The sequence below is a fragment of the Micromonospora sp. NRRL B-16802 genome (genome assembly GCF_001279555.1).
GTDB classification, from domain to species: domain Bacteria; phylum Actinomycetota; class Actinomycetes; order Mycobacteriales; family Micromonosporaceae; genus Micromonospora; species Micromonospora profundi.
In genome coordinates this window covers 14,656-38,132 of record NZ_LGEB01000061.1, presented here as the reverse complement: position 1 = coordinate 38,132, position 23,477 = coordinate 14,656, and the positions used below count along the sequence as shown (strand labels likewise).

The following is a 23,477-nucleotide window of genomic DNA, read 5'->3' as shown; positions in this document are numbered from 1 at the left end:
CCACCCCGCGCGGGCTCGCTGCCTGCGCCGACTCGGCTCAGGCCGCCGCTGCGGCCACCGCCGTGCGGGCGACAAGCGCGCGACGCAGGTCGTCGTCGGCGTCGGTGATCACCCGACGCAGACCCGGGGTCAGGTCGTCGCGGGCCAGCAGCGCCGCAGCGGCCTCCCGGGTCGGCTGCGCCACGGCGTAGCGCGGGAACGCCAGCTTCGCCACCCGGTCGGCCGTCCACGGGGTACGTCCACGGGCGGCGTCCGGCATCTCGGCGAAGTACCGCTCGACGTACGCCGCGGTCAGCTCGGCCTGCTCGGGCTGCCAGAACCCCTCGGCGGTCGCCTCCAGTAGCCGGTTGGACAGCTCGGTGCCCCGCACGATGATCTCCCAGGCCGCCTGCTTGGCGGCCGCGTCCGGCAGGGCGGCCCGGCAGAGGGCGGCCCGCTCGGCACCCGCGGAGCTGGGATCGGCGGCCACCTCGGCGGCGATCTCCGCTGCACCGGCAGCGCCCAGCACGACGAGCCGGCACAGGACCGACCAGCGCAGCTCGGCGTCGACCTTCAGCCCGGCCGGCACCTCGCGACCGGCCAGCCAGCCGGTGAGCAGATCGGCGTCGGTGGTTGCGGCGACCCATGCTCGCGCGGCGGCGAGTTGGAGGGACTCCCCCGCCGGTGCGCCGTCGAGCAGTTGCCTGCACGCCCCGGCGATCCGGGCCAGCGCCGCCGACCGGGCCAGCGGGTCGAGGTAGCGGTCGACAAGCGACCGGCTGAGCGTCAGCACGTCCTCCGCGATGATCACCTCGGTCTCGGCGGGCAGCGCGGCGACCATCAGGTCGACCAGGCCGGTGACCGGCCGTTCCCCGTCGGTCGCCGCGTCCAACGCCTCGCCCCAGAGCACCGCCCGGGTGAGAGGGTCGGCGAGACCGGGCAGCACCAGCCGCACGGCGGCGGCCGAAGCCGGGTCGAGACGCACCTTGGCGAAGGTGAGGTCGCCGTCGTTGAGCAGCAGCAGCCGGGCCGCTGGCGCCCCGGTCAGCGCGCCGAGCACGGTACGGCCACCGTCGGCGGCGGGGTCGAGATCGACCTCGTCACGCTCCACAGTGCCGTCCATCGAGTAGCGGCCCACCCCGATGCGGTGCGGGCGCAGCACCGCTGCCGACTCGGGCGCGGTCTGCACGACGGCCACCTCGCTGTAGCGGCCGTCGGCGTCGACGGCGACCTCGGCGCGCAGCGTGTTGACCTGCGGGCTGCGCAGCCACCGCTGCGCCCAGTCGACCAGGTCCCGGCCGCTGGCGGCGGTGCCGTCGTTGCTCGCGACTGCGGGGCTCGCAAGCTCAGTCCTCGCGCTCGCGGTGGAGAGGCTGGCCAGCAGGTCGGCGAGGGTGGCGTTGCCGAAGCGATGTGCGGCGAAGTGCGCGTTCAGGCCGGCGAGGAACGCCTCGTCACCGAGCCACGCGACCAACTGCCGCAGCACGCTGGCGCCCTTGGCGTACGAGATGCCGTCGAAGTTAAGCAGCCCTTCCTCGGCGTCGGCCACCTCCTCCGGGGCGACCGGGTGGGTGGAGGGGCGCTGGTCGGCGGCGTACCCCCAGGCCTTGCGGCGCATGGCGAACGTCGTCCACGCCTGGTCGAAGCGCGTCGCCTCGGCGGTGACCCGGGTGCCCAGGTATTCCGCGAAGGACTCGTTGAGCCACAGGTCGTCCCACCAGCGCATGGTGACCAGGTCACCGAACCACATGTGCGCCATCTCGTGGGCGATGGTGGTGGCCCGCAGCTCGCGCTGCGTGTCGGTGACCGCCGAGCGGAACACGTAGTCGTCGCGGAAGGTCACGATGCCCGGGTTCTCCATCGCGCCGGCGTTGAACTCGGGCACGAACGCCTGGTCGTACTTGCCGAACGGGTAGCGCTCGGTGAACAGCTCGTGGAACCGGTCCAGGCACTGCCGGGTGACTGTGAAGATCTCCTCGGCGTCGGCGTCCAGGTGCTCGGCCAGCGACCGGCGACAGTAGATGCCCAGCGGCACACCGTCGTGCTCGGCCCGCCGCACGTGGTACGGCCCGGCGATCAGCGAGAAGAAGTACGTGGCCAGCGGCGCCGTCGGGGCGAACTCCCAGCGCCCCGGAGCGGGGTTGGCGGCCAGCTCGGCGTTGCCGACGACAGTCCATTCCGGCGGGGCGGTCACCGTGAGCACGAACGACGCCTTCAGATCGGGCTGGTCGAACGCGGCGAAGATGCGTTGCACGTTGTCGAGGAACGTCACGGCGTAGAGATAGGTCTCGCCGTCGGCCGGGTCGACGAAGCGGTGCATCCCCTCCCCGGTGTTGGAGTAGGCCATCTCCGCCTCGACGACGAGCGTGTTGTCCGCCTCCAGGTCGCTGAGCGGCAGCCGGTTGTCGGCCAGCACGCCCGGGTCCAGGTCGCGGTCGTTGAGGCGTACACCCAGCAGGGTGTGGGGTTTGATCTCGGCGAAGGTCGCGGCGCCGGGGGTCGCCCGGAACCGGATCTCGACGCGGGAGCGGAACAGATCACCGCCGCCGGTCAGGTCGAGGTCCACCTGGTAGGACTCGACGGTAATCGTCGCGCCACGCGCGGTCGCCTCTACACGGGTCAGGCTCGGCATCCGCTTATCCTGCCCGATGGGGATCGGCAATCGGTCACCACACGGCCCTCGGCACTGGAGGAAAGAACCATGGCGGAGCACCCCAAGGGCGATTTCGACCTCTCCCGGGCGGTCTGGCAGCGGGCCGAGGGGGACACCTCCGACAGCGCCGTCGAGGTGGCCTTCGTCGACGACCTGATCGGGATGCGCAACTCCGCCGAACCGGAAGGGCCGGTGCTCGTCTTCACACAGGCCGAGTGGGACGCGTTCGTGGCCGGCGCGCAGGACGGCGAGTTCGACCTGGACTGACTGCGACCGGGTGCCGAAGGGCGGTGCCGCCGCCCGTCGTCAGCCATCGTGGTCCCCAGCGCCGTCGCCGTCGCCCCAGCCGAGGCCACCGGGCCCGGGGGCGTGGTGGAAACCGGGATGGCCGGCGACGTCGGCGCAGCGCTCCCCGTCCGGGCCGACCGCCCCGCAGAACAGTCGTTCGGCCCGGTGCCAGGCGTCGGCCGGCGACAGGGCCGCCGCGCCCAGAGCCAGCTCCGGGCGGAGCAGGCCCAGCGCCTCGGCGTACGCCACGGCAAGCTCGCGGGCGTCGGTCGTGCCCGGCGCGGTGAAGCCCAGGTGCACTGTGAAGAACCGGTGCGGTCGGGTGGGCCGCCTGGGCGGCCCGATCAGCGGCCGGTCGTCGCGGCCCCCGCCCGGTGTTCCGGCCGCCCGTCGCTGCCGCCAGTGTGGCGATCTGTTCTCCCGCATCGCGCCCTCCCCGTGGCCGTGGCCTTTGAGGCCCGCCGGCAGGCGGCGGCCTCACCAGCAAGCCAACCAGGTTCCGCCGTTCCTGGGAGGGGCCAGCGGGCACACCGGTCGGCGTGATTCAGCGGCGGTGACCGGGGTAGTCACGACGCGAAGGCGGCCGGTGGTCGACGGCCGTCACCTGCGCGTGAGGAGACACCGATGGCGGCCCTGCCGGTCGACCGCAGCCCGGACAGCACCCTCGCGTTCCTCCGCGCCGGGTACCGGTTCATCGGTGAGCGCTGCGACAGGTATGGCAGCGACGCCTTCCAGACCAGGATCCTGCTGGCACCGACCGTCTGCCTGCGCGGCAGGTCGGCGGCGGCGCTGTTCTACGACCCCGAGCGCTTCCAGCGGCGTAACGCGATGCCGTTACGGGTGCAGCGCACGCTCACCGGCCGGGGCGGGGTGCAGGGGTTGGACGGCCCGGAGCACTCCGACCGCAAGGCGATGTTCATGTCGATCATGACGCCGGACAACATCCGGCGGCTCGGGCAACTCTTCGACGACGAGTGGCGGACCAGGATCGCCGCCTGGGAGGCCGCCGGGCCGGTGCGGCTCTACGACGAGATGGGTCGCCTGCTGACCCAGGTGGTCTGTGCCTGGGCCGGGGTGCCGCTGGCCACCTCGCAGGTCGACCGCCGGACCGTCGAGCTGCACGCCATGATCGAAGGCCCGGCGGTGGTCGGCCCCCGGCACTGGCGAGGGCTGCTCGCCCGGCGCCGTGCCGAACGCTGGATCGGCGACCTCATCGAGCGGGCCCGGGTGGGCACCCATCAGGCGCAGCCCGGCAGCGCGCTACAGGTGATCGCCGAGCACCGCGACGCCCAGGGCTCGCTGCTCCCCCGCCGGATCGCCGCTGTCGAGCTGCTCAACGTGCTGCGACCAGTGGTCGCCGTGGACCGGTACGTCACCTTCGCGGCACTCGCCCTGCACGACCATCCCGCCTGGCGGCAGCGGGTCCGCGACAGCGACGAGGCCACCGGGCAGTTCGTCCAGGAGGTACGCCGCTACTACCCGTTCTTCCCCTCGGCTGCCGCGCGGGTCCGGCGCTCCTTCGACTGGGAGGGTCACCACTTCCCCCGGGGGCGGCGGGTGCTCCTCGACCTCTACGGCACCAACCACCACCCGACACTCTGGCCCGAGCCGGAGCTGTTCCGCCCGGAGCGGTTCGCCGGCCGTCGGGTGGACCCGTTCGAGCTGATCCCTCAGGGCGGCGGGGACTTCTTCACCGGGCACCGCTGCGCCGGCGAGTGGATCACCATCGACCTGATGAAGCGGGCGGTCACCAACCTGACGAGCGCCATGGCCTACGACGTGCCGCCGCAGGACCTGACCCTGGACCTGCGGCAGATGCCCTGCCTGCCACCGAGCGGCATGACCCTCACAGCCGTCCGTCGGACCAACTGACCTGCCCCGCCGGTCAGGAACCAGACCGGCGGGGCGAGGGTACGGGCAAAGGTCAGGGGTGCAGGACGCTCCGGAGGCAGCCGTCCTCTTTCTTCTCGAACATCTCGTAGCCCCGGGCACCCTGCTCCAGGGGGATCGGGTGGGTGGCGAGGTAGCCGGGGTCGATCTCGCCGGCGGCCAGCCGGTCGAGCAGCATGGGGATGTAGCGCTGCGCGTGCATCTGCCCCATCCGCAACACCAGCGCCTTGTTCATGGCCGCGCCAAGCGGGAACTTGTCGATCAGACCGGCGTAGACGCCGACGATGCTCACCGTGCCGCCCTTACGGCAGGCCATGATCGCCTGGCGTACGGAGGTCGGCCGGTCGGTCTGCAACCGGGCCGACTGCTTCACCCGGTCGTACGTGTAGGCCGGCCCGACGTCGTGCGACTCCATGCCGACGGCCTCGATGCAGGCGTCCGGCCCACGTCCACCTGTCAGCTCGCGCAGCGCCTCCAGTACGTCGGTCTCGGCGTAGTTGATGGTCTCCACACCGACCCGGTCGGCGGCCGTGGCCAGCCGATCCGGAAAGCGGTCGATCATGATGACCCGCTCGGCGCCGAGGAGTTGCGCCGACCGGGCCGCCATCTGACCGACGCCACCGGCACCCCAGACGGCGACCACCTCACCGCCGGTGAGCCCGCAGAAGTCCGCAGCCATCCACCCGGTGGGCATCGCGTCGGAGGCGAACACCACCGAGTCGTCCGGCAGCCCGTCGGGCACCGCGAACGCGCCGACGTCACCGAACGGCACCCGGATGTACTCGGCGTGCGAGCCGGCGTAACCACCCGCCGCGTGCGAGTAGCCCAGAATGCCAGCCGGCGAGTGCCCCCACAGCTTCTCCGTGAACACCGGCTGCGGATTGGAGTTGTCGCACAGCGAGTACTGCTCGGTCCGGCAGTACCAGCAGCCACCGCAGGCCACCACCGACCCGACCACCACCCGGTCGCCGACCTTGTGCTGCCGTACGCCCGGCCCGACCTCCACCACCTCGCCCATGAACTCGTGGCCGAGGATGTCGCCCTCCCGCATCGCCGGCAGGTACCCGTTGATCAGGTGCAGGTCGGAGCCGCAGACGCTGCTGGCCCGGACCCGGACGATGATGTCCCCCTCGGCGCGGATCTTCGGCTCCGGTACGTCCCGGACGGCAAGCTTGCCGACACCTTCCCAGCAGAGCGCCCTCACGCCCGTCCTCCCGTCATCAGCTTCTCCCGCATCCGGTCTGTCGCCCTTTCCTGGGCAGCACTCCGACCGGACGGGTCGCGTCGGGTGTCGATCACCTGGCCGCACTCGACGAGCGCCTTCACCCGGCGCAGGGTGTCGCGCAGCGCCAGGTCCGGTTCGTGGCCGCTGGCCAGGCCGAACATCCGCCGCAGCGGCCCGGAGCGGTAGCGCAGCTCGGCCCGGATCTCCGTGCCCCGGCCCTGCGGGGCCTCGGTCAGCTCGACCCGCCCGTGCTGCGGCACCGGCCCGTCCTCGACCTGCCAGCGCAGCGCGCCCGGCCCGTCGACGGTGATCTCCGCCCGCCACTCGGCGTCGCCGCCGTTCCTGTCGCGGGCCACGCACCGCCAGCGCCGCTCGTCGAGCTGTTCCAAGGTGGCCCACTCGGCCAGCGCGTGGTCCAGCCGTTCCCTGTCGGTCCAGAACCCGATCACCGCGTCCCGGGGCCGGTCCACTGTCACCGCGCGGCGCACGACGTACCAGCCGTCCTGCCGGTCGGGCTGGTGCCGACGCCGACGGCGGGCGACCGCCCGACCGACACCGACGGCGGTCACCGCGGTGACACCGAGCAGCGTCCACCTCGTTCCGTTGTTGGTCATGTCGTCTCCTCCACCCGGACGTCCGGGGAATGGACAGCCCTTCCCGGGCAGCGCTACCCCGAGCCGACCCGTCGAAACGACACGCCGGTTTGATCGCCCGCTGAGCGGGCAGATGCTGCGGGCGGCCGTCAACCACTACCTCGACCAGGAGACACCGTTGTCCGTCGACGCCAGCGAGCACCGCCGGCCCGACCTCCGACGCCAGGGCGCCGGCACGTCGCCGGTCCGACTACCGATGGCGTACGTCCTGCCGCTGCGCTGGCATTCCGACACCGGCCTGACCGAGCTGACGGGCTACCTGCGCTGGCTGGCCGCGCGGGTCGAGGTGCTCGTGGTCGACGGCTCCGCACCGGCCCTCTTCGCCCGCCACGCCGAGGCGTGGCGGGGACTGGTCCGGCACCTCCCGCCCGATCCCGCCCTGCGCGGGGCGAACGGCAAGGTGCTCGGGGTCCTCACCGGCGTCGCCGCGGCTCGCCGCGAGCACGTGGTGATCGCCGACGACGACATCCGGTACGACGAGGCCGGGCTGCTCGCGGCGCACCGACTGCTCGACCGGGTCGACCTGGTACGCCCGCAGAACTACTTCGCCCCGCTGCCCTGGCACGCCTGGTGGGACACCGGCCGGACGCTGCTCAACCGGGCGCTCGGCACGGACTACCCGGGCACCCTGGCGGTGCGCCGCAGCACCTTCCTCGGCATGGGCGGGTACGACCCCGACGTGCTCTTCGAGAACCTGGAGCTGATCCGCACCGTGCGCGCGTACGGCGGAACGGAGGCCGCGCCGGCCTGGCTGTACGTACGCCGGCTGCCGCCGGACGCCGCGCACTTCCGCGGCCAGCGGGTCCGCCAGGCGTACGACGACCTGGCCCAGCCGGCCCGCCTGCTGACCGCGCTCGCGGTCCTGCCGGCGCTGGCCGCGGCTGTCGCGGCTCGCAGGCCGGGGCCGCTGCTCGGCGCGGCGGCCGGCGTCGTCGCCCTGGCCGAGGTGGGTCGTCGGCGTGCCGGCGGCGGTGCGGTCTTCCCGGCCGCCACCGCGTTGGCGGCGCCGATCTGGCTGCTGGAGCGCGGGGTGTGCGGCTGGCTGGCGGTAGGCCAGCGACTCCTGTTCGGGGGCGTCCCCTACGCCGGCACCCGCATCCGGCACGCCGCCCACACCGTCCGAGCCCTACAAAAACACCTCCGCTAACCGCTCCCCACCGGCCCTCGCGCGCGCTCCCCCTCCCCCGCGATCTTGCACTTCCTGCCCGGATAAATCGGCCTCAAGCGCGCAAAAGCCAGACCGAAACTGCAAGATCGCGGGGGTACGCGGCGCGGTGCGCGCGAAAAGCTCGCGGTCACCGAGGTGCCGCGAGCTTTTCGGGGGTTGCGATGGTGTGGGTGAGGTCAAGGGCTTACCTGCTGGCGGCCTGCTGGGCGTGGTCCTTGACGTCGTGCGCGGCGGACCTGCCGTCGTCCTTGACCGTGTGCACGGCGTCCTGTGCGGTGGACCGCACCGAGTCCGCGGCGTGCTGGGCGGGCTCGCGCAGCTCGTTCTTGAGGTCGCTGGCCACCTCGCCCAGCTTCTCCTTCACCGCTCCGCTGTGCTCGCTGACCTTCTCCTTGACCTGCGTCGCGGCCTGCTGCTCGCGACGGGAGGCCGGGATCAGCGAGGAGGCCAGCCAGCCGACGCCGAACGCGATGAGGCCGGCGGCCAGCGGGTTGCCCTGGGACTTCTGCCGGATCACCCGGGGCGCGCTGTGCGCGGCGTCGCTGACCGAGGAGGCCGCCGAGTGCGCGGCGTCGCTGACGCTGGAGGCCGCCGACGAGGCGCGGTCGCCCACCGAGTGGGCGGCGTGGCCGGTGCCGTGGCCGAGGTCGGAAGCGGTTCCCATGACCTTGTCCCTCACATTCTGCAGAGCGGAGCGGGCCCGCTGCTTGCGGTCGTCGACGATGCGGCTGGGGCTGACCTTGTACGCGAGCGCGTCCACATCGGAGCTGAGGCTGTTGCGGGTGGCTCTGATCTCCCGGCGGATCTGGTCGGGGTCGGTGCTCATCGGGTGACTCCCTCCGGGTGGGGCTTGAGCGCGTCGGGAATCCGCTGCACGCTGTCGTTTGTCTGCTTGAGCCCGCGTACGTGCTGGGCGTTCTGCTTGGCCTTGGAGTACAGGACGGCGGCGACAACGGCCCAGATCACGGCCACGATCAGCGCGGCCAGTCCGGAGTCCATGACGTTGTCCAGGAACTGCCACACGGCGATGGACACGAAGAGCGCCACCATGTAGCCGCCGAAGCCCGCGCCACCGAAGAGCCCGGCGGCCTTGCCTGCCTTCTTGCCCTCCTGGCGGATCTCGGCCTTGGCCAGCTCGACCTCCTGGCGCATGAGGGTCGACAGGTCGGTGGTGACCTGACGCATCAGGTCACCGAGCGAGCTGCCCTTCACCTCCGCCGCTGTGTGCGGGGCACCCGCGTCGGGGCGGTAACCGGAGTCCAGTCCGGACCCCTGCGTCGGCATGGTCATGCCGTCGCCTCCCTTCGGAGATCTCGGTGGGTCACGGGCGAGGGCTGCCGCTCGACGGCACGCCCGGCAGCGGGTCGGTCTCGGTCACCGGCGGCAGCGGCTGCCCGGTGCTGGTCGGCTCCGAGTAGCTGCCGGCCCGGCCCGGGGCGGGGTCGGTGTAGCCGCCCGGCGTCGGGTCGCTGTAGCCGCCCGGCGTGGGGTCGCTGTAGCCGCCGGATGTCGGCTCGCTGTACGTGCCCGGGGTCGGGTCGAGGTAGCCACCCGCCGGGGCGGCGTTCGGGGCGGGGCGAGGTGCCGGCGGCGGCGTCGGGATCACAGCGGTCTGCTCCGGGTCGTACGCCCCGGCGCCCCGGTAGGAGGCGGAGCCGTTGCCGGTGTCGTCATTACCCGCCGAGATGCCACGGGTCAGACGGCCGGCCAGCACACCGAGGACGGCCGCGCCGACCAGGAAGGTGCCCGGGTTGCGCCGCGCGTAGTCGCGTACCTCGTTGATCAGGTCGCCGGGCTCGCGCTCCTCGAGCCACCCGGCCACGCCGTGCACCCGGTCGGCGGCCTGGCGGGTCAGCTCGCTGACCGGGCCGGCCTGGCCACCCTGCTCGGCCATCGACCGCATCTCGTCGGCGATCGAGCGCAGCCCACCGGCGGCGCGCCGCTGCTGCTCGGCGGTCTGGCCGGCGAGCTGGGTACGCGCCTCGCCGTACAGGTTGCGGGCCTGCCGGGCCGCCTCGCGGCCGACCTCGGTGCCCTGCTCCTTGGCGGTCTGGGCGACCGCGCCACCGGCGTGCGCCGCCTCGGACCCGACCTGGCGGGCCTGCTCGCGAACGCCTCCGCCGTTGCTGGACTCCTGCGGGTACGTCGAAGAAGTGGTAGGTGAAAGATCGTAAGTCATGATTTCCCTTCCGCTCGGAAAGTCGTCGCGGTGTGCTGGGGGATGCGGCCGTCTCGCCGTGGCCGCCGACAATTGACCTACCCTGCGATTCCGCTTCCATACCTCTTCGCGCATTTCTCTGCGGAGAGGCCCCTGTCGACTTCAAAATGGAGGATCGTCGGGCTGCGTAACGTCGCCGACACGGACAGCGACATTCGCGGGGCCGGCGGATCCACGGAGGGGGCAGGGATGGCACGAGACGCGCGAGGTGGTCGACCTGCCGCGCCACGGCCCCGGGTACAGCAGGCTGCGCTTGTCGCGGCCGTGCTCTTCCTGCTGATCGGCGTCCTCGGCTTCATCCCCGGCATCACCACCGACTACGGCCAGTTGCGGTTCGCCGGCCACCACTCGGGGGCCAAGCTGCTCGGGCTGTTCCAGGTGTCGATCCTGCACAACGCAGTGCACCTGCTGTTCGGGCTGGTCGGCCTCGTGCTGGCCCGCAGCATCGCCGGCGCCCGGCTCTTCCTGGCCGGCGGCGGCGCCATCTACCTCGCCCTCTGGCTGTACGGGCTGGTGGTCGAAGGGCTCGACGAGGCCGGCGGCGCGAACTTCCTGCCTGTCAACAACGCCGACAACTGGCTGCACCTCGCGCTCGGCTTCGGCATGATCGCGCTCGGGCTGCTGCTGTCCAACCAGGTCGGCACGGGCGGGCGGCTGGACACCCCCTTCGATCGACCCTGACCTGCCCATTCGGGGTTTCGCGGGCATACCGTCGCGGGTACCAGCGCGGTGATGATCCGTGAAGGAGGTCGATGGTGCCTCGCTGGATACGTGACAACGCGCTGGCCGTCGCCATGCTGGGGGCGTTCCTGGTCTTCCTGCTGTTGCAGAGCATCTTCGGGTGGCAGACCCACAACGAGGAGTTGACCGAGTTCGGCGCCGCGCCGCTGAGCTGGCCGGCATACCTGACCACCGGGCACTTCGTCGAGGCGGTCTTCGAGAACTGGGAGTCGGAGTTCCTCCAGATGGGCGGGTACGTGCTGCTCACCGCGTACCTCGTGCAGCGCGGCTCGGCCGAGTCGAAGCCTGTGGACCAGACCGACCGGCCCGAGGACGACGAGCGCCGGGCCACCCCGCAGTCGCCCTGGCCGGCGCGCACCGGCGGCCTTCCGCTGGTGATCTACCGCAACAGCCTCTCCATCGCCCTGCTGCTGATCTTCGCCGGTTCGTTCGTCGGCCACCTCCTCGGCGGCACCGCCGCCTACAACAAGGAGCAGGCGTTGCAGAGCGGGGCGCCACCCATCGGGGTGTGGGACTTCCTCGGCACCAGCGACTTCTGGTTCCAGTCGATGCAGAACTGGCAGAGCGAGTTCCTGGCGGTCGGCGCCCTCATCCTGCTGAGCATCGTCCTGCGCCAGCACGCCTCGCCCGAGTCGAAGCCGGTCACAGTGGCGCACGCCGAGACCGGGGCGTGAACCCCGTCCCTCGTCAGGCCGCGACCGGCAACCGCTTGGAGAAGCAGACGCTGTACGGGTTGCCCACGTACTCCCCGTACACGGGGATGCGGTCGTATCCGCACGAGGCGTACAACCCGAGCGCCGCAGGCAGGTAGGTGCCGGTCTCCAGGCAGATCACCGAGTGCCCCTGCCGGAACGCCAACTCCTCCAGCGCGGCGAGCAACTGGCGGGCGATCCCCCGCCCCCGGTGCGCCGGCCGGACGTACATCCTCTTGATCTCACCCGTGGTGGCGTCGAGCGACTGGAGGCCGCCGCAGGCGACGGCCCGGCCGTTCGCCACCACCGCAAGGTAACGGATGTCGTCGTGGGTGACGGTGACCTGCCCGTCCAGCCCGCCGTCGGCCGCCCGCAGCTCACGCTGCTGGGCGAGGACCAGGGTGGCGATCTCGGGATCGGTGCAGGGCCGGGACTCGATCAGCATCACCCAACGTTAGGCGGGGCGGATTTCGCGGAGGTTTCCGGAAGTCAACCCCGTCACGGAGGGCAACGGACTACTCGGCGTCGTCCTCGAAGTCCTCGTCGTCGGACGCGTCCGCGCCCACCTCGTCGGCCGAGCGCACCCGGCGGGCCTTGCGCGCGGCGAGCCGCTCCGCCGCCGAGGCCCGGTTCGACTTCTCCTCAAGCCGGACGTCGGTGCCCCGGTTGCCGGGCACGAAGTCCACGCCGGCGTAGAGCGTCGGCTGCCAGTCGAACTCGCGCTCGCCGATCCGCACCAGGTCACCGGGCTGGGCGCCGGCCTTGGCCAGCTTGTCCTCGACGCCGAGCCGGGCCAGCCGGTCCGCCAGGTATCCGACGGCCTCGTCGTTGTCGAAGTTCGTCTGCTTGACCCACCGCTCCGGCCGGACGCCACGGACGGTGAACGAACCGTCGGTTTCGGCCGTGATGGTGAAGCCGTCGTCGTCAACGGCCATCGGCCGGATCACGATCCGCGTCGGCTCGGCCGGCGGAGCGGCCTTACGCTCCGCGTCAACCAGGTCGGCCATCGCGTACGTCAGCTCCTTGAGCCCCTCACGGGTGGCCGCGGAGACCTCGAACACCCGGTAGCCGCGCTCCTCCAGATCGGGGCGCACGATCTCGGCGAGGTCCCGGCCGTCGGGCACGTCGACCTTGTTGACGGCCACCAGCCTCGGCCGGTCGGCCAGGCCGCCGTACTGGCTCAGCTCGGCCTCGATGGCGTCGATGTCGGCGACCGGGTCACGGCCCGGCTCCAGGGTCGCCGAGTCGATGACGTGCACAAGCACCGCGCAACGCTCGATGTGCCGGAGGAACTCCAGGCCCAGCCCCTTGCCGGTGGCCGCGCCCGGGATCAGACCCGGCACGTCGGCGACGGTGAAGGTGTGGTTGTCCACCCGGACCACGCCGAGGTTCGGCACCAGCGTGGTGAACGGGTAGTCGGCGATCTTCGGCTTCGCGGCGGAGATCACCGAGATCAGCGACGACTTACCGGCCGACGGGAAGCCCACGAGGCCCACGTCGGCCACGCTCTTGAGCTCCAGCACGATGTCCAGCTGGTCACCGGGCTCACCCAACTCGGCGAAGCCCGGCGCCTTGCGCTTGGCGTTGGCCAGCGAGGCGTTGCCCCGCCCGCCACGCCCGCCGCGGGCCACCTCGAAGGTCGTGCCCGCACCGACCATGTCGGCAAGCACGGTGCCGTCGGTGGTCTGCACCACAGTGCCGTTTGGCACCTTGAGCACCAGGTTGCGGCCGTTGGCCCCGTCCCGGTTCGACCCCGCGCCGCCCTTGCCGTTGTCGGCCTTGACGTGCGGGTGGAAGTGGAAGTCGAGAAGCGTTGTCACCTGCGGGTCGACCACCAGCGACACGCTGCCGCCGTGCCCACCGTTGCCGCCGTCCGGGCCTCCGAACGGCTTGAACTTCTCACGGTGGATCGAGACACAACCGTGCCCCCCGTCACCGGCCTGCAGATGCAGAACGACCCGGTCAACGAACGTCGCCACGGCGTCAATCCTTCCAGCGAGGTCGACCCCGCACTTCGGAAAAGCGAAGCGGGCCGGGACCCGGAGGTCCGCGGCCCGCAAAGCCTGAAAGCTACTGCTGAGGAACGATGCTGACGGTCTTACGACCGCGCTTGGTGCCGAACAGGACCGAACCGGCGGCGAGCGCGAACAGCGTGTCGTCGCCGCCACGGCCGACCAGGTCACCGGGGTGGAACTTGGTGCCACGCTGCCGGATGAGGATCTCACCGGCGCTGACAACCTGACCACCGAAGCGCTTCACGCCGAGTCGCTGGGCCGCGGAATCGCGACCGTTACGCGAGCTGGACGCACCCTTTTTGTGAGCCATTGGAGGACGACCTACTTCCCGCTGGAGATGCCGGTCACCTTGACCTGGGTCAACGGCTGGCGGTGACCCTGGCGCTTGTGGTAGCCGGTCTTGTTCTTGAACTTGTGGATCCGGATCTTCGGGCCCTTGGTGTGCGCGGCGATCTCGCCGGACACCGCGACCTCGGCAAGCTTCGCCGCGTCGGTCACCAGGTCGTCACCGTCGACGAGGAGCACCGCGGTGAGCTTCACCGCGTCACCGGGGGCACCGGTGAGCTTCTCGACCTCGATCACGTCGCCCTCGGCGACCTTGTACTGCTTGCCGCCGGTCTTGACGATCGCGTACATCGGAGGCGGACTCCCTGTCGTTGAGGCTGCTGGCGGTCGTCCCCGCGGCGGCTCGCCGGGTAGCAGTGCACGGCGGCGCGGGCACACGGGAACTCAGCACACCAAAGGTGCGCCGCAGGCAAGAGTACGCCATGGCAGCCCCGGACCCCAAACCGGCCCGCCCTGGTCAGCGTACGCAGAGCTGGTCGAGGCGCTGCTGAAGCCTGTCGAGTTCGGTCTCGTCGATCGACTCACCGTCGACGCCGAGCGCGGCGACCTCGGTGCCCATGTCGTTGAGCAGGGTCCTGAGCTGCGGATCGGCTGCCCGGGCGGACTGCTCCCGCAGCGTGGTACGCCACTGCGCCAGCGCCGCCTCGGCCCGTACGCGGGCAGCCTCGGCAGTGGCGCTGTCGCCGGCACCCACCGCCGCCACCATCCGACCCAACTCCTCCACGTACACACGTACGGCTGTCGTACCGGCCCGCTGCGACTCGGCACACACCTGCGCGTCGCCGGCCGAGGGCGTACCGGTCGACCCGGCGGACGTGGCTCCGGGCCCGGCCGCCGTCGGAACTGCCGTGCCCTCGCCGGCCGGCCGGTCGGCGGAACAGGCCGATACGGCGAGCGCGGTCACCAGCACGGCTACGGCGAGCAGGCGGCGCATCTTCTCCTCCTGACCGGGAGCGGCCCGGGTGGCCCACGACGACGAGGTCCCTCCCCCGTCAGATTGCCGGGGAAGGGACCTCCTCAAACACTTCGCGGGTCAGGCGTCAGGGGCGGGTCCGCCGACGCGCGCCGCCCCGGCGGGAGCGGCGACGCCCAGCGCCGCCCTCGGTGCTCTCCTCGTCGGTGTCGCCGTCGGTGAGCGCGTCCGGGTCGTCCGCCGCGGCCAACCGGGCCGACTCGCCCTGCTGGGCGTCGGCGACCGCCGGCCCGGCAGCGGTGTCCGACTCGTAGCGGGACAGGTCGTAGCCCATGGTGTCCTGGTAGTCGACGTCCGACTCGGTGCTGGCGTCGGTGTCGACGACCTCGACCACTGCCCGCTCGGCCGAGGCGCCCTTGCGCCCCCGTCGGCGGGAGGATGCCGTGCCCTGCTCGGTGGCCGGAGCCGCCGAGACCGCCGCGGCCGCCGGAGCCGCCGGGGCCGACGGGGCCGACGAGGCGACAGCCTTGACCTTCTCCCCCGCCCCAGCGGTACGGGGCTTCTCCGGCACCGGCTCGGTGTGGATGATGACGCCCCGACCCTTGCAGCACTCGCAGGTCTCGCTGAACGCCTCCAGCAGGCCCGCGCCGATCCGCTTACGGGTCATCTGCACCAGGCCGAGCGAGGTGATCTCGGTGACCTGGTGCTTGGTGCGGTCCCGGCCCAGGCACTCGGTGAGCCGGCGCAGCACCAGCTCACGGTTCGACTCCAACACCATGTCGATGAAGTCGATCACCACGATGCCGCCGATGTCCCGCAGCCGGAGCTGACGGACGATCTCCTCGGCCGCTTCCAGGTTGTTGCGGGTGACCGTCTCCTCAAGGTTGCCCCCGGAGCCGGTGTACTTGCCGGTGTTGACGTCGACGACCGTCATGGCCTCGGTCTTGTCGATCACCAGCGAGCCGCCGGAGGGCAGGAACACCTTGCGGTCCAGGCCCTTGATGATCTGCTCGTCGATCCGGTACTCGGCGAAGATGTCGGTGGTGCCGACGTGCCGGCGTACCCGGTCGACCAGGTCCGGGGAGACGTGCGACAGGTACGACTCGACCATGCCGTACGACTGCTCGCCCTCGATCACCAGCTCGCGGAAGTCCTCGTTGAACAGGTCCCGGACCACGCGGATGACCAGGTCGGGCTCCTCGTAGAGCAGCACCGGCGCACCGCCCTCGGCGGCCTTGGCCTGGATGTCCTCCCACTGCGCCTGGAGCCGCTTGACGTCACGGGCAAGCTCGTCCTCGCTGGCGCCCTCGGCGGCCGTACGGACGATCACGCCTGCGCCGTCCGGCACGAGCTTCTTGAGGACGTCGCGCAGCCGCTTGCGCTCGGTGTCCGGCAGCTTGCGGCTGATCCCGGAGGCGTTGCCGTTGGGCACGTACACCAGGTGCCGGCCGGAGAGCGCGATGTGGCTGGTGAGCCGGGCGCCCTTGTGCCCGATCGGGTCCTTGGTGACCTGCACGAGCACCGAGTCACCGGAGCGCAGCGCCTGCTCGATCGAGCGGGCGCGCCCCTCCAGCCCGGAGGTGTCCCAGTTGACCTCGCCGGCGTACAGCACCGCGTTGCGGCCCCGACCGACGTCGACGAACGCCGCCTCCATGCTGGGCAGCACGTTCTGCACCTTGCCCAGGTAGACGTTGCCGGCCATCGTGCCCGAGGAGTTGCGGGTGACGTAGTGCTCGACAAGCACCCCGTCCTCCAGGACGGCGATCTGGGTGCGGTCACCGCGCTGCCGGACCGCCATCACCCGGTCGACCGCCTCCCGGCGGGCCAGGAACTCCGACTCGCTGAGGATCGGCGGCCGAGTACGCCGCTGCTCCCGGCCGTCGCGGCGGCGCTGGCGCTTGGCCTCCAGCCGGGTCGAGCCGGACACGCCCTGGACCTCGTCGACGGTACGACGCGGCTCACGGATCTTGACCACGGTCGGTACGCCGTCGTCGGCGGCACCCTCGGTGTCACCAGCGCCCCGGCGACGGCGACGCCTGCGGCGACGGGTCAGCCCGTCCCCACCCTCGGACTCCTCGTCCTCGTCGCCCTCGGCTTCGGCGGTCTCTTCCTCGTCGGCCTGCGCGGCTTCCTCGGAGTCCTCGTCCTCGGCGTCGTCGGCCCCGCCCTTGCCACGGCCACGGCCACGGCGACCACGCCGGCGGCGGCGACGCGCGGCGGCGCTGTCCTCGTCGTCCTCGTCCGCCTCGGCGGCCCCGTCGGCCTCTTCGGTCGGCTCTTCCTCGGCCTCGAACGCCTCGACGGGCTCCACCGGCTCGACGTCGCGGCGACCGCGCCGCCGCCGACGGGACGGCTCGACCTCGGCGGCCGGCTCCTCGGCGATTGGGGCGGGTTCCGCCGGGCGGGTCACCGGCACGGCGTCGGGCTGCGGCGCCATGAACAGCACTGTGGGCGCGGAGAGCGCCGCCCGGCGACGACGGGTACGCGGCGGCTCCGGCTCGATGACGTCGACGGGCTCGATCGGCTCTTCCGCCACGTTGGCAACGGCCACTCCGGGCGGCACGTCCCCGGCGCTCTCTTCGGCGCCGCTGGACCGGGCCGGCTCGATCTCCGCCTCGTTCAGTTCGGCTTCCGCCTCGCGCAGGTCCGACTCCGCCGGCGGCTCGACGGGCTCCGCCTCGACGACGGGCTCCTCCACAGCCGGCGGCTCCTCGACGGCTGCGGGCTCCACGACGGCGGGCGGCGCGGCCTTCTTGCGGCGCGTACGCGTCACCTTGACCGGCGGCACCACCTCGGCGGACGCCTCCTCGGCGGAGGCAGCGACGAGCGGCTCCTCGGCGGGGGCCTCGACAGGGGTGGCCTTGCGGCGGCGACGGGTGGTCTTCGGGGCGACGTCCTGGTCACCGGAGATCGGGGCGAAGACCTCCGCCTGCGGCGACTCGGCGCTGCCCGGCCCGCCGGTGGACGCCTCGACCGGCGCGTCGGTCTGCTCCGGCTGGGTGAGTGGTGCGGCCCGACGGCGGGTCGTCCGGGTGCGCCGCACCGGAGCCGCAGGCTCGGCGCTCTGCGCGCTGGTCGGCTCGGCGCTCTGCGCACCATCTGGCTCCAGCGGAGCCGAGCCGGACCGCTCCAGCGGAGCCGAACCGGCGGGCGTGGCGGAAGCGCCGTCGGTGGTGCTCTGGTCAGCGGTGTCACCGGCCGGCTGTGAGCCGGTCCGTTCGCCGCCCTCGGGCTCGTTCTCGAGCATGGACGTTCTCCAGTTCTGGCTGCCCCGGGCGCGGGTGAGCGCTGCCACGCAGGGTTGCCGCAAAAGTGTTTCCGCCGGGCGCGCGTGGTGCGCGACCGCCGAAGTCTGCCTGCCAGAGCACTGACCGTCGGTCAGTGCCCAACGATGGCTGCCCCGCCGCGGTCCGCATCCAACGGATCCACGATCGCACCCTGCGCGGTCAACGTGCCCTGAGCCAGCCGGGTCACCCTCGGCGAAACCGGCGGCTCCAGGTCGGCCACCACGCGGAGGCCGGAAAGGACGTCATCGGGCCGTACGGACGGGGTGACCTGCCGCACGACCAGTTCGAGTATCGCACACGGTACGGCCGGCACCCCGGAAGGCGTCGGCGTCGGCGTCGGGACATCGATCGATATCACGGCGGCGCGGGCGTCGAACGTCCGTCGACCCTGCTTGGTCATCCGCTCGACCAGCACCTCGTCGGCGGCGCTGAAGGCGTCCACGGCGGCTCGGAGCACTGCGGGGTCGACCTCGGGCAGCTCGATGTGCCAGTGCGACGCCTCGATCCGGTCCGGCAGGCTGCCGCCGTCGGCGATCACCGCTTCCAGCACGTCCAGCCCTGGCGAGAGCGCGGCGTCCAGCGCGGCGCGCAGTGCCTCCGGGTCGACAGGCGCCTGAAGGCCGATCTCCAGGTACTCCGCCTCACTGGCCACCCCGGTGGGTGCCGCGCTGGCGTAGGAGATCTTCGGGTGCGGGGTGAAGCCCTGCGAGAAGGCGATCGGTACGGCGGCTCGACGCAGGGCGCGTTCGAAGGCCCGGGCGAAGTCCCGATGTGAGGTGAACCGGAGCGGCCCGCGCTTGGCGTACCGGATACGGACACGCTGAACGATCGGCGCCTGCCCGCCTTCCGGCTGTGGTTTCTTACTGATCGTCTCGCTCCTCGGAACTCAGTAACCATTGATCATGAAGTCATTGTCGGCGACACGCGGTGCCACAGGCAACAACTTCATGATCAACGCTGGCTGGGGCGGCGCCGGTCGGAGGTTCAGGCGGTGGGGGCCTGCAAGGCCTTCACCGGGGTCAGGGGCAGGAGCTTCTTGCCGGTGGGGCCGATCTGGATCTCGGTGTCCATCGACGGGCAGACCCCGCAGTCGAAGCACGGCGTCCAGCGGCAGTCGTCCTGCTCGAAGCCGCTCACCGAGTCCTGCCAGTCCTGCCAGAGCCAGTCCTTGTCCAGCCCGGAGTCGAGGTGGTCCCACGGAAGGACCTCCAACTCCTCACGCTCACGGGTGGTGTACCAGTCGAGATCCACCCCGAACGTCGGCAGCGTCTCGGCCGCGGCGTCCACCCAGCGCTGGTACGAGAAGTGCTCGCTCCACCCGTCGAACCGGCCGCCGTTCTCCCACACCTTGCGGATCACCGAGCCGACCCGGCGGTCACCTCGGGACAGCAGGCCCTCGATCAGCGAAGGCTCGCCATCGTGGTAGCGGTAGCCGATGGCCCGGCCCAACGAGCGGTCCGAGTTGATCGCCTGCTTGAGGATCTTGAGCCGGTGGTCGATGACCTCCGGACGCACCATTGACGCCCACTGGAAGGGGGTGTGCGGCTTCGGCACGAAACCGCCGATGGAAACGGTGCAGCGGATGTCCTTGGAACCGGTGGCGGCCCGACCCGCCCTGATCACCTCGTGGGCCATGTCCGCGATCTCGAGGACGTCCTCGTCGGTCTCGGTGGGCAGGCCGCACATGAAGTAGAGCTTCACCTGCCGCCAGCCGTTGGTGTACGCGGTGACGACGGTGCGGATGAGGTCTTCCTTCGACACCATCTTGTTGATGACCTTGCGGATGCGCTCGGACCCGCCCTCCGGCGCGAAGGTCAGACCCGTACGCCGACCGTTGCGGGACAACTCCTGGGCAAGGTCGATGTTGAAGGCGTCCACGCGGGTCGACGGCAGCGACAGCGAGACGTTGGTGCCCGAGTACTGCTCGGCCAGGCCGGAGCACATGTCGCCGATCTCGGAGTGGTCGGCCGACGACAGCGACAGCAGGCCCACCTCGGAGAAGCCGGAGAACTCCAGCCCCTGCTGGACCATCTGCCCCACCGTGGTGATCGAGCGTTCCCGCACCGGGCGGGTGATCATGCCGGCCTGGCAGAACCGGCAACCCCGTGTGCAACCCCGGAAGATCTCCACCGCGTACCGCTCGTGGACCGTCTCGGCCAACGGCACGAGGGGCTTCTTCGGGTACGGCCACGCGTCCAGGTCCATCGTCGTGCGCTTGTGCACCCGGAACGGCACATCTGCCCGGTTCGGCACGACACGCTGGATCCGCCCGTCCGGGAGGTAGTCCACGTCGTAGAAGCGCGGCACGTACACGCTCTCGGTGCGTGCCAGCCGCAGCAGCAGCTCGTCGCGGCCACCCGGGGAGCCCTCGGCCTTCCACTCCCGGACGATCGCGGTGATCTCCAGGACCGCCTCCTCGCCGTCACCGAGCACTGCGGCGTCGATGAAGTCGGCGATCGGCTCCGGGTTGAACGCCGCGTGCCCGCCGGCCACGATCACCGGGTCGGCGTCGGTACGGTCGGCCGCCAGCATCGGGATGCCGGCCAGGTCGATCGCGGTGAGCAGGTTCGTGTAGCCCAGCTCTGTGGAGAACGAGATGCCGAACACGTCGAAGTCGCGCACCGGCCGGTGCGCGTCGACAGTGAACTGCGGCACGCCGTGGACGCGCATCAGGTTCTCCAGGTCCGGCCAGACCGCGTACGTCCGCTCGGCGAGGGTGTCGGGCAGCTCGTTGAGCACCTCGTAGAGGATCTGCACGCCCTGGTTGGGCAGGCCCACCTCGTACGCGTCGGGATACATCAGCGCCCAGCGCACAGTCGCCGCGTCCCAGTCCTTGACCACCGCGCCCAGCTCACCGCCGACGTACTGGATGGGCTTGGAAACCTGAGGAAGCAGCGGCTCCAGCCGGGGCCAGACGGAATTGGTCGCGGCCGCACGCGGCGTCGTGGACGGGGCACTCATGATGCCCAAGGGTACGCGCCCGCCCGGCGGCGACCGCACGGACGCCGCCACGACGCACCACACACCGCGCCTTCACCTTTCTGCCTGGCGTATCGACCCGTGCCGCCGCTCTCGCCCAGCCGCCCGCTGAGCGGCGGTGGCGACGCGGTACTAACCTCGGACCGGCGCGAGAGGAGATAGCCGCGATGCCGGAGCCCCAGCCGGGAGCACGGCCGGCCGACGGGAGCACCCCGGGCGCGGAGCCGGACCAGGACCCGGCGGTCGCCGACGAGCCGACCTCCCCACCCGTACCGTCGAAGCAGCCGGAACCCTCGGACCAGCCCACACCCACGGACGAGCCCCAAGCCACTGACCAGCCGGGTCCCACCGACCAACCTCGATCCACCGATCAGCCGGGAACCCCGGAATCCGCCGCCGAGACCGAGGACGTTCCCGCGCCCCGGTGGAGCGGGTCCGCGCCGGTGCCTCCTCCGCTGCCGCGTCGGGCTGCCTGGGGCGCGTCGGTCGAGCCGACCCCGCCGCCGCCCGTGCCCCACGAGGCGCCCGAGCACCGGACGCCAGTCGACCCGTGGGCCGGCGTGGACACCGGCGGCTGGCACCTGCCGTCCGCCGAACTGCCCCCGCTCACTCCGACATTGGACTACCCGGTGCCGCCGGCGACCCGGCAGTGGCCCGAGCCGCCCGCACACCCGGTGTCGCCGCCGCCGGCTGCTCCCCTGCCGCGTCCCGCGCACCCCGCCGGCCCGGCCCGGCCCTCTGCCGCCCGGCCCACCACGCCGGTCCGGCCCGCGCCGCCGGTCCAGCCTCCGCCTCCGCCGCCGGTCCAGCCGGCCCCAGCGGTACCCAAGCAGCGCCGGGGCCGACGGACGGCACCACCGGCGCCACCGCCGGGCTGGGAGCCACCCAAGGGGTACGCGCGTCGGCGTCGCCGCCGACGTTGGCCCTGGTTGCTGCTGCTCACGCTTGCCTGCTGCTGCGGCTGCCCGGCCTACTACGGGTTTCCGATCTCGGCCCAGTACCCGGCTCGCGCGGCGTTGCCCGACCGGGTGGCCGACCTCAACCTGCGTCAGGACAACGGCAGCACCCAGACCGCCCGGCAGTTGGAGAACGAGGTACGCCAGGAACACTGGATGGCCGAGGACACCTTCGCTGGCGTCTACGCCACATCAGACGGCAAGCGGGTCACGGTCTTCGGGGGCACCGGCTTCCGGCTGACCCCGGAGGCGGACGCGGACGCGGAGATCACCCGGCTCACGAAGCGCTACGCGCTTGACGCCCCCGAGACGGTGAAGAGCGGCGTACGGGGACGGCACGAGCGCTGCGCGGTCGGCCGGTCCGCCGACACCGACGTGGTGGTCTGTACGTCGGTGGACCACGGCAGCATCGCCACCGGGGTGTTCACCCGGCTGTCCGTCTCCGACAGCGCCGACCTGCTGCACACCCTGCGCCGCGAGATCGTCCGACCCGAGCAGGGCTGAGCCGCAGCCGGCCTGAGCCCTCGCCGACGCGGGCCAGCAGGCGCGGCAAGCCGGAAGGCGCGGATCGTCAGGCGCGGCAGGCCGTCAGGCACCGCAGGCGTCGGGCGTGGGCCGTCGGGCGTGGGCCGGTGGGCGCGGCAAGCCGCCGGGCGCTGTGGGCCGTCAGGCGTCGCGGGTCGGGTCCGGGTGGGCGCGCGGCGGGGCGTAGCGCGGCACGTACTCCTGGCCCGTGAGCTTCTGGATCTCGCTCATCAGCTCGTCGGTCATCTGCCGCAGCGAGGCGCGGTCGTCCGGGCGGCCAGTGAAGTCCAGCGGCTTGCCAAACCGGACAGTGATCTTGGCGGTGCCGGGGCGGGGCACCCGGGCGCCGATCGGTTGCGCCTTGTCCGTACCGATCATGCCGACCGGGATGATCGGCACTCCGGCGGAGAGCGCCAGGCGGGCCGCGCCGGTCCGCCCCCGGTAGAGCCTGCCGTCCGGCGATCGGGTGCCCTCCGGGTAGACCACCACCAGGTCACCGCCCCTGAGCGCCGGGATGGCGGCGTCGAACGCGGACAGTGCCGCCCGGCCGCCGGCCCGCTCGACCGGGATGGCACCCAGGCCGGTGAGGACGAACTTGGAGATCGCGCCCTTCACGCCGGCGCCCTTGAAATACTCCGACTTCGCCCAGAACGCCAGGTGGCGGGGCACCACAGTGCCGAGGAACAGCTCGTCGGCCACCGAGAGATGGTTGCCGGCGAAGACCGCGCCGCCGGTCTCCGGCACGTGCTCCAGCCCCTCCACGGTCGGGCGGAACGCCAACCGCAGCGTGGGCGCCACGGTGAGCTTGCCGATGGTGTAGAGCAGGGGCACTGGTCCTCCGGCAGATGAGGTGCGGACAGGCGGTGTCACGGTAGCGGACGCCTCCACACCTCCCGGACGGAGGTGGTGAGGCGCCCGCACCCTGACGATATTCCGTTAGGAAGGGTCCC

Annotated in this window: 22 protein-coding genes; 6 read left to right on the top strand and 16 right to left on the bottom strand. The window is 71.9% G+C overall.

Features of this window, described 5'->3' with window-relative positions:
* Nucleotides 1–37 precede the first annotated feature (37 nt).
* On the bottom strand, nt 38–2,611 hold the full coding sequence (gene pepN / locus ADK66_RS16095) for an aminopeptidase N (protein WP_053656054.1): 2,574 nt from the start codon (nt 2,609–2,611) through the stop codon (nt 38–40).
* A gap of 69 nt (nt 2,612–2,680) precedes the next feature.
* Between pepN and ADK66_RS16090 the strand changes: the two genes are divergently transcribed.
* The gene (locus ADK66_RS16090) at nt 2,681–2,899 is read left to right on the top strand and encodes a DUF397 domain-containing protein (protein WP_053656052.1); all 219 of its coding nucleotides are present in this window, start codon (nt 2,681–2,683) and stop codon (nt 2,897–2,899) included.
* A 39-nt stretch (nt 2,900–2,938) separates the two neighbouring features.
* Here the strand turns inward: ADK66_RS16090 and ADK66_RS16085 are convergent, their stop codons facing one another.
* Entirely contained in the window at nt 2,939–3,346 is a 408-nt protein-coding gene (locus ADK66_RS16085) for a hypothetical protein (RefSeq protein ID WP_053656050.1), read from the bottom strand.
* A 198-nt stretch (nt 3,347–3,544) separates the two neighbouring features.
* On the opposite strand from ADK66_RS16085, the gene ADK66_RS16080 reads away from it, so the two are divergent.
* Nucleotides 3,545–4,792: a cytochrome P450 gene (locus ADK66_RS16080; protein ID WP_053656048.1), complete on the top strand. Its 1,248-nt coding sequence runs from the start codon at nt 3,545–3,547 to the stop codon at nt 4,790–4,792.
* Nucleotides 4,793–4,844: 52 nt separating this feature from the next.
* On the opposite strand, the gene ADK66_RS16075 is transcribed toward ADK66_RS16080, so the two are convergent.
* Together ADK66_RS16075 and ADK66_RS16070 are read right to left on the bottom strand one after the other, a co-directional pair.
* Nucleotides 4,845–6,014, bottom strand: a complete 1,170-nt coding sequence (locus ADK66_RS16075) for a zinc-dependent alcohol dehydrogenase (RefSeq protein WP_053656046.1) — start codon at nt 6,012–6,014, stop codon at nt 4,845–4,847.
* Nucleotides 6,011–6,649: a cyclase gene (locus tag ADK66_RS16070; protein WP_053656044.1), complete on the bottom strand. Its 639-nt coding sequence runs from the start codon at nt 6,647–6,649 to the stop codon at nt 6,011–6,013. The genes ADK66_RS16075 and ADK66_RS16070 overlap by 4 nt, the downstream gene beginning before the upstream one ends.
* A gap of 112 nt (nt 6,650–6,761) precedes the next feature.
* Between ADK66_RS16070 and ADK66_RS16065 the strand changes: the two genes are divergently transcribed.
* Nucleotides 6,762–7,835, top strand: a complete 1,074-nt coding sequence (locus ADK66_RS16065) for a glycosyltransferase family 2 protein (RefSeq protein WP_231640059.1) — start codon at nt 6,762–6,764, stop codon at nt 7,833–7,835.
* A 205-nt stretch (nt 7,836–8,040) separates the two neighbouring features.
* Here ADK66_RS16065 and ADK66_RS16060 read toward each other — a convergent pair whose 3' ends face one another.
* Genes ADK66_RS16060 through ADK66_RS16050 form a run of 3 tightly spaced genes read right to left on the bottom strand, consistent with a single transcriptional unit; the run spans nt 8,041 to nt 10,035 of the window.
* Nucleotides 8,041–8,682, bottom strand: coding sequence for a DUF3618 domain-containing protein (locus ADK66_RS16060; RefSeq protein ID WP_053656042.1), 642 nt, complete (start codon nt 8,680–8,682; stop codon nt 8,041–8,043).
* Nucleotides 8,679–9,146, bottom strand: a complete 468-nt coding sequence (locus ADK66_RS16055; protein WP_053656040.1) for a phage holin family protein — start codon at nt 9,144–9,146, stop codon at nt 8,679–8,681. Before ADK66_RS16055 ends, ADK66_RS16060 begins: the two co-directional genes overlap by 4 nt.
* Nucleotides 9,147–9,177: 31 nt before the next feature.
* On the bottom strand, nt 9,178–10,035 hold the full coding sequence (locus tag ADK66_RS16050; RefSeq protein WP_053656038.1) for a hypothetical protein: 858 nt from the start codon (nt 10,033–10,035) through the stop codon (nt 9,178–9,180).
* A 228-nt stretch (nt 10,036–10,263) separates the two neighbouring features.
* On the opposite strand from ADK66_RS16050, the gene ADK66_RS16045 reads away from it, so the two are divergent.
* Complete coding sequence (locus tag ADK66_RS16045; RefSeq protein WP_053656036.1) at nt 10,264–10,755, top strand: DUF4383 domain-containing protein; 492 nt, start codon at nt 10,264–10,266, stop codon at nt 10,753–10,755.
* A gap of 71 nt (nt 10,756–10,826) precedes the next feature.
* Nucleotides 10,827–11,489 (top strand): DUF6766 family protein, encoded by a 663-nt coding sequence (locus ADK66_RS16040; RefSeq protein ID WP_231640058.1) that lies wholly within the window; start codon nt 10,827–10,829, stop codon nt 11,487–11,489.
* Between the two features lie 13 nt (nt 11,490–11,502).
* Here the strand turns inward: ADK66_RS16040 and ADK66_RS16035 are convergent, their stop codons facing one another.
* The 8 genes from ADK66_RS16035 to ADK66_RS16000 form a co-directional block, all read right to left on the bottom strand.
* The gene (locus tag ADK66_RS16035; protein WP_053656034.1) at nt 11,503–11,952 is read right to left on the bottom strand and encodes a GNAT family N-acetyltransferase; all 450 of its coding nucleotides are present in this window, start codon (nt 11,950–11,952) and stop codon (nt 11,503–11,505) included.
* 70 nt (nt 11,953–12,022) lie between these two features.
* Nucleotides 12,023–13,486, bottom strand: a complete 1,464-nt coding sequence (gene obgE, locus ADK66_RS16030) for a GTPase ObgE (RefSeq protein ID WP_053656033.1) — start codon at nt 13,484–13,486, stop codon at nt 12,023–12,025.
* A 91-nt stretch (nt 13,487–13,577) separates the two neighbouring features.
* Nucleotides 13,578–13,832: a 50S ribosomal protein L27 gene (rpmA, locus tag ADK66_RS16025; RefSeq protein ID WP_043966727.1), complete on the bottom strand. Its 255-nt coding sequence runs from the start codon at nt 13,830–13,832 to the stop codon at nt 13,578–13,580.
* 11 nt (nt 13,833–13,843) lie between these two features.
* On the bottom strand, nt 13,844–14,158 hold the full coding sequence (gene rplU, locus ADK66_RS16020) for a 50S ribosomal protein L21 (RefSeq protein WP_007464063.1): 315 nt from the start codon (nt 14,156–14,158) through the stop codon (nt 13,844–13,846).
* 166 nt (nt 14,159–14,324) lie between these two features.
* Nucleotides 14,325–14,801, bottom strand: a complete 477-nt coding sequence (locus ADK66_RS16015) for a hypothetical protein (RefSeq protein ID WP_053656031.1) — start codon at nt 14,799–14,801, stop codon at nt 14,325–14,327.
* Between the two features lie 106 nt (nt 14,802–14,907).
* The gene (locus ADK66_RS16010) at nt 14,908–18,027 is read right to left on the bottom strand and encodes an Rne/Rng family ribonuclease (RefSeq protein WP_053656029.1); all 3,120 of its coding nucleotides are present in this window, start codon (nt 18,025–18,027) and stop codon (nt 14,908–14,910) included.
* A gap of 131 nt (nt 18,028–18,158) precedes the next feature.
* Complete coding sequence (locus tag ADK66_RS16005) at nt 18,159–18,878, bottom strand: TIGR03936 family radical SAM-associated protein (protein ID WP_082377475.1); 720 nt, start codon at nt 18,876–18,878, stop codon at nt 18,159–18,161.
* Nucleotides 18,879–19,051: 173 nt separating this feature from the next.
* The gene (locus tag ADK66_RS16000) at nt 19,052–21,028 is read right to left on the bottom strand and encodes a TIGR03960 family B12-binding radical SAM protein (RefSeq protein WP_053656143.1); all 1,977 of its coding nucleotides are present in this window, start codon (nt 21,026–21,028) and stop codon (nt 19,052–19,054) included.
* Between the two features lie 185 nt (nt 21,029–21,213).
* On the opposite strand from ADK66_RS16000, the gene ADK66_RS32305 reads away from it, so the two are divergent.
* Nucleotides 21,214–22,506: a hypothetical protein gene (locus tag ADK66_RS32305; protein WP_231640057.1), complete on the top strand. Its 1,293-nt coding sequence runs from the start codon at nt 21,214–21,216 to the stop codon at nt 22,504–22,506.
* A gap of 162 nt (nt 22,507–22,668) precedes the next feature.
* On the opposite strand, the gene ADK66_RS15990 is transcribed toward ADK66_RS32305, so the two are convergent.
* Entirely contained in the window at nt 22,669–23,358 is a 690-nt protein-coding gene (locus ADK66_RS15990) for a 1-acyl-sn-glycerol-3-phosphate acyltransferase (RefSeq protein ID WP_053656023.1), read from the bottom strand.
* Between the last annotated feature and the right edge of the window lie 119 nt (nt 23,359–23,477).